The following is a 5,116-nucleotide window of genomic DNA, read 5'->3' on the forward strand; positions in this document are numbered from 1 at the left end:
GCCTGCCGCCCGAGGCCCTGGCCGGCTACGAAGCCCGCGTTGTTCCCGGCGCCGAAATTATCACCCTGGAATCCGTCCAGGCCAGGGCCCGCACAGTCCGCGACCGGCTGCACCCCGAACCCCTCGAGACCCGGCACCGCGCCGCGATGGAACGCCGCACCGTCCACTACCAGCCCCAGGACGACGGGATGGCCGACCTCTACATCCGCACCAGCGCCGACAAAGCCCTGCTCGCCTACAACCTGATGCAGGCCCACGCCCGCAAACTCCAAACCGTCGACGAAACCCGCACCCTGGGCCAACTCCGCGCCGACGTGTTCACCGACATGCTCCTGCGCTACCCCGGCCACGCCTACCAGCCCGCCACAACCAGAGGAACCGCCGCCGACGAAACAGCCGCCGGAACCGCCGCCGGCGACACAGCCGCCACCCAGACGGCCACCGACAACTGCGGAACAGCGGCCACCCAAGCATCAGCCGGACCGAGAGCAGCAAGCCGTTCCGGAACTGCTGCCGGATCCGGGACCGTGCTCGGCTCTGTAACGAACGCAACGGCAATGACAACGGCAGCCGCTCCACCTGGCGCCCCCGAGAAAACCGGCCCAGAAATCCCGGACGCGGACGTTGCGGCGTGCACCGCCCGAAACACGGCAGCCGGAGGGACGGCAGGGCAGGGTCCCTGCACCTGCGGGGGCGGGAACGTGACCGCCTCCGTCGCCGTCACCGCGCCCCTGCACACCCTGCTCCGGCTCGCCGAAGACCCCGGCGACCTCACCGGCTACGGGCCGATCCCGCCGGGCATGACCCGCGACCTTGCCGCGCTCGCCAAATCCTGGTTGATCGTGCTCACCGATGACTATGGCAAGGCAGCCGCCGTCGCCAAAGACCTGCGCACCCCGCCCGAATGGCTCAAACGCCTCGTCCGGCTACGCGACCGCCACTGCCGCGACTACGGCTGCACCGTCCCCGCCGACCACTGCGACATCGACCACACCATCGCCTGGGAAGACGGCGGCACAACAGTCATGGAAAATCTCAGCGCCAGATGCAAACCCGGGCACAAAACCAAACACCACGGCGGCGGAACCGTCACCCAAGACCCCGACGGGACCCTCCACTTCACCACCCGCTCCGGCCACACCCACACCACCAACCCCGACCTAGGCTGGACACTCACGCTCCCCGCAACACCCGGCGCAGAAGAAGCCACGGAAAACGGAGTTAACGGGGCCAAAAGTCCCCGGGACTGTACCCGCGGCGAGGGCGACACCGGCGGCGACGAAGCCAGGGACGGCCCATGGGACAACACCTCGCCACCGTTCTAGACGCCCCGCCACCGTTCCAGGTAATTGGCGGCCTTATTTACGCTAGGGGAGCGGCCTGTCGCTCCGGGAAGTTGACCAACCGGCCGGACCGTTGCTGCCCGCTTCGTACTCTTCCAGCGGCACTTCGTCTTTTTCCCAGGCCTTCAGCACGGGCTCGACTATCCGCCAGCACTCCTCGGCGGTATCCCCGCGGACGGACAGGAGCGGGTCGCCGCGCAGCACGCCTTCCAACACTTCGCCGTAGGGCAACAGATCGGCCGAGTGCAGGTCGGCGCTCATGACCGCCCGGTCCAGAGTGAAGATGTCCCCGGGACCGTTCACATCGATCTCAAGTTGAAGGGTTTCGGGTCCGAGCCCGATCCGCAGCCGCGTCGGGGCGTCGATGCCCTTAAAGCCCGTCGGCAGGTGGTTGACCGGCCTAAAGGTGATGATTACTTCCTTCTGCGGCTTGCCCAAAGCCTTGCCCGAGCGGAGGATGAACGGCACGCCGGACCACCGGGAGTTGTTGATCGAGACTTCAACCTCGGCCAGGGTTTCGGTCTTCTTGGCCGGGTCCACGCCCTGTTCGTCGGCGTAGTCCGGGATGTCGCGGTCGCCGATCCTGCCGGCGGTGTAGCGGGCACGTCGAGTGCTCTTGCCGAAATCCGGGTTGACGCTGCTTGCGCGCAGGACGCTGCCGATATGGTCGCGCAGGTCCCGCTCATGGATGGTGGCCGGGGCGTTGAGGGCGGTCAGCGCCATCACCTGCAACAAGTGGCTTTGGATCATGTCACGCAGCGCGCCGGCCCCGTCGTAGTAACGGGCACGACCCTCCAAGGCCAGCCCCTCATCGTAGAAGATCTCGACTTTCGCCACATGTTCATTGCTGAGCAGCGGCTCCAGCAGGCGGTTGGCGAAGCGCAGGCCGAGGATGTTGAAGACCGTTGCCTTGCCCAGGAAGTGGTCCACCCGATGGATATGGTCCTCCGGCACCAGCTTCAACAGCGTCTTGTTCAGCGATGCGGCCGATTCACGGCTGGAGCCGAACGGCTTTTCCAACACCAGCCGTGTTCCCTCCGGCACGTCCTCGGGCCGGAGAAGCTCGCAGGCTTTCTGGCTGACCGCGGGCGGCAGGGCAAAGAACACGGCCACCGGGCCATCCAGCGCGGCCAGCAATTCCGCCAGTGCGCCCTCCGCCGTCACGTCCACCGAGTGGTACCGCGTGTTTTCCTGGACGTCGCGCAGTTGCCGCCGTCCGTCGTCGTTCGCGTCCACCGCGCAGGAATCAAAGGCGCCGCGGACGCGTTCCTGCCACCTGCCCTCGTCCCAGTCATCCGAGCCGGCGCCCACTACTTTCAGTCCGCTGGTCCTGCCTTGCGCGATCAATTTGCCCAGCCCGGGCAGCAGCAGCCGGCCGGTCAGATCGCCGGAAGCTCCCAAAATCAGCAACGTCCGGATCTGCAGCGGCCCCTCGGCTGCGGGGGCGGACACGTCCTCGGGCTGGGTCTTTTCCTGTGTCTGGGTCTGTTCAACGCTCACGTTCCCACCTTGCCACGGCTGTACGGCAGGGGGAACGGTCCATGGGCCGGCGAGCTTCGGACCCCACCGGCGTTCCTCCTTGCCGCGGTGCCTCAGCGGGATATGAGCCGACGGCTGCATCGTCGCGATTTCCGGCGCGACTGCTGCCACCGCCAGTTGATACCCTTAAGTGCTGAACTCCGGCGCGGCCCGGGGACTGTGAACCAGATCGACGAAAGTAGACACGGCGCGTGTTCAATTCACTCTCTGACCGGTTGGCCTCGACCTTCAAGAATCTGCGCGGCAAGGGACGGCTGTCTGAGGCCGACGTCGACGCCACCGTTCGCGAAATCCGGCGAGCCCTGCTCGACGCCGACGTCGCGGTGCCCGTGGTGCGCGAGTTCGCGGCCCACGTGAAGGAACGCGCGCTCAGCGAAGAGGTCTCCGCGGCCCTGAACCCGGCGCAGCAGGTCGTCAAGATCGTCAACGACGAGCTGGTCAAGATCCTCGGCGGGGAGACCCGGCGCATCAAGCTGGCCAAGACCCCGCCGACGGTGATCATGCTTGCCGGCCTGCAGGGTGCCGGCAAGACCACCCTGGCGGGCAAGCTGTCCAAGTGGCTCAAGGGCCAGGGCCACAGCCCGCTGCTGGTGGCGGCCGACCTGCAGCGGCCCAATGCCGTGACCCAGCTCCAGGTTAACGGCCAGCGCGCCGGCGTGCCGGTCTACGCCCCGCACCCGGGCGTGCAGTCCGAGTTCGACGCCGTTACCGGCGATCCGGTGGCCGTGGCCCGCGACGGCGTGGCCGAGGCGCGGCAAAAGCTGTACGACGTCGTCATCGTGGACACCGCCGGCCGACTCGGCGTCGATGCCGAGATGATGCAGCAGGCAGCTGACATCCGCGCCGCCGTCAACCCGGACGAAGTCCTCTTCGTGATCGACGCGATGATCGGCCAGGACGCGGTCAAAACCGCGCAGGCGTTCAACGAAGGCGTCAATTTCACCGGCGTTGTCCTCTCCAAGCTCGACGGCGATGCGCGCGGCGGCGCGGCGCTCTCCGTCGCGTCGGTGACCGGCAAACCGGTGATGTTCGCTTCCACCGGCGAAAACCTGGACGACTTCGAGATCTTCCACCCGGACCGGATGGCCAACCGCATCCTCGACATGGGCGACATGCTCACCCTGATCGAGCAGGCGGAGAAGTCCTGGGACAAGGGCGAAGCCGAGCGGATGGCGCAGAAGTTCGCCGACCAGGAAGACTTCACCCTGGACGACTTCCTCGCCCAGATGCAGCAGATCCGAAAAATGGGCTCGATGAAGAAGATGCTCATGATGATGCCCGGCGCCGCCAACATGCGCCAGCAGCTGGAGAACTTCGATGAACGGGAAATCGACCGCGTGGAGGCCATCGTCCGGTCGATGACCCCGCACGAGCGCGTTGCCCCGAAGATCATCAACGGCTCCCGCCGAGCCCGCATCGCCAAGGGCTCCGGCGTGCACGTGTCCGAGGTCAACGGCCTGCTGGAGCGTTTCGGCCAGGCCCAGAAGATGATGAAGAAGATGGCCCAGGGCGGCGGCATCCCGGGTATGCCGGGCGTGGCCGGGCCGGGTGGCTTCGGTGGCGCCCGGAAGAAGCAGCAAACCGCGAAGGGCAAGAAGAAGGCCCGCTCCGGCAACCCGGCCAAGGCGGCACAGGAGCTGCGCGAGGCCGAGGAACGCCGGAAGAACAAGGCCTCCGTTCCCGCCGGAAGCGCCTTCGGCGTCCCGCAGGACGGGCAGGACTTCGACCCGTCGGCGCTGAACCTGCCCAAGGGATTCGAAAAGTTCCTCGGCAAGTAGCCCCGAAGCTGTAGCCGCCAAGGCCTACCGCGAAGGCCTACCGCGAAGGCCTACCGCGAAGGCTGTACCGCTGCAGATAAATGCCCCGTCGATTCTCGGCGGGGCATTTGCCATTCCGCCGGCGGGGGCGCTTATCCACGCCGCGCCGCGCTTTCCATCCTCCGGAAGGTAAGCTGGTTGTCGAATCGTTTCAACGGGGGGACACGGACCGGCGGATTACGCGGCTTCTCTGCACGGGCGGCCCATTCGCTCGGCGACAACCGGCCACCGGCGGCAGCGCAGCGAAGGAGTTTTGTGGCAGAGCAGGCACGCGGCGACGACGACGGCCAGCCCGGAAAGCGGCGGGACACCGTCGCGGTGATCGTGCGCAGTGTCGGCGGCTCCGTGGTGCTGGTGGACAATCCCGGCGGGCCCCGGCTACCACAGAACCGCACAGTGCCTCCTGCACCTACTTCT

3 protein-coding genes are annotated in these 5,116 nt (G+C 67.0%); 2 read left to right on the plus strand and 1 reads right to left on the minus strand.

The annotated features are described in order from the left end of the window. Nucleotides 1-1,325 (plus strand): HNH endonuclease signature motif containing protein (locus AC5RUJ_RS10820; RefSeq protein WP_494155853.1); only part of this gene is annotated, 1,325 nt, incomplete at its 5' end. 42 nt (nucleotides 1,326-1,367) lie between these two features. Here the strand turns inward: AC5RUJ_RS10820 and AC5RUJ_RS10825 are convergent. Next, nucleotides 1,368-2,762 carry a glucose-6-phosphate dehydrogenase gene (locus AC5RUJ_RS10825; RefSeq protein WP_494129102.1) on the minus strand — a complete coding sequence of 465 codons (1,395 nt, stop codon included), beginning with the start codon at nucleotides 2,760-2,762 and terminating at the stop codon, nucleotides 1,368-1,370. A 311-nt stretch (nucleotides 2,763-3,073) separates the two neighbouring features. On the opposite strand from AC5RUJ_RS10825, the gene ffh reads away from it, so the two are divergent. After that, nucleotides 3,074-4,660: a signal recognition particle protein gene (gene ffh / locus AC5RUJ_RS10830; protein WP_493999971.1), complete on the plus strand. Its 1,587-nt coding sequence runs from the start codon at nucleotides 3,074-3,076 to the stop codon at nucleotides 4,658-4,660. The last annotated feature ends 456 nt before the right edge of the window (nucleotides 4,661-5,116 follow it).

The organism is Arthrobacter sp. Y3223164 (assembly GCF_059091005.1).